The sequence below is a fragment of the Paenibacillus sp. 01T442 genome, assembly GCF_056398345.1.
The window spans coordinates 1-687 of the sequence record NZ_JBFTPF010000210.1 but is presented as its reverse complement, the minus strand read 5'-3'; the positions used below and the strand labels follow the sequence as shown (position 1 = coordinate 687).

The window sequence follows — 687 nt, the reverse complement described above, 5'->3', positions numbered from 1 at the left end:
ACATTATCTGACGTACTTGCCTTCTATTTGTTTCGTTCATATTTAACATTCCTACCGCCCCTTACTATAAAAAACAAAAGAGGAGCTGCCCGAAGCACCCCCTCAGGTACCCGTTAGTTCAACAATGTAAGTCAAATGGACTTTTTTAACTATCCTGTCATTTTAGAACTACATGCTCTAACCTTAATTCAACAGGTAGCTTAAAAATAATGTAATTAGCAGTCCACATTTGTGATTTAATAATGAGCTTATCTCCTGTTCCCTTTGATTCAAATACATATCCAGAGCCGATTTGCTCTAAAAAAGTAAATCCACCTAATGTATTGAACTGTTTTATGAGTTCATTCCCAAAAGTTTCTTGACTTCCTTGATAAATATACCAATTGAAGTTGTCATTATTAGTAAGATACCTGATATCATTGTGTCTATTTGAAATCTTCTCATACGCTTCCTTCTTCGTTAAGCCCTCGACTGGTAAATCAGGTAAGTAGAACCTTGATTTTATTATGGTGTTCCCGAGAAAGAACAATAGAACAGCAAACATCAATATCGCAAATACAATGATATATTTTTTAGACAATTGKGGTATCTCCTTCTTGGGGGGGATTACAATATAGACGTATCATGTCTAAAAACGTTGCATTCCCTTAATACAAATTATTGGAGGCTTCTCAATTAAACTGCCCG

General features: G+C 35.1%; 1 protein-coding gene. It reads right to left on the bottom strand.

The features are described 5' to 3' along the window. Window positions 1–157: 157 nt before the first annotated feature. Window positions 158–580 (bottom strand): hypothetical protein, encoded by a 423-nt coding sequence (locus AC1DLM_RS35470; RefSeq protein ID WP_477572634.1) that lies wholly within the window; start codon window positions 578–580, stop codon window positions 158–160. Between the last annotated feature and the right edge of the window lie 107 nt (window positions 581–687).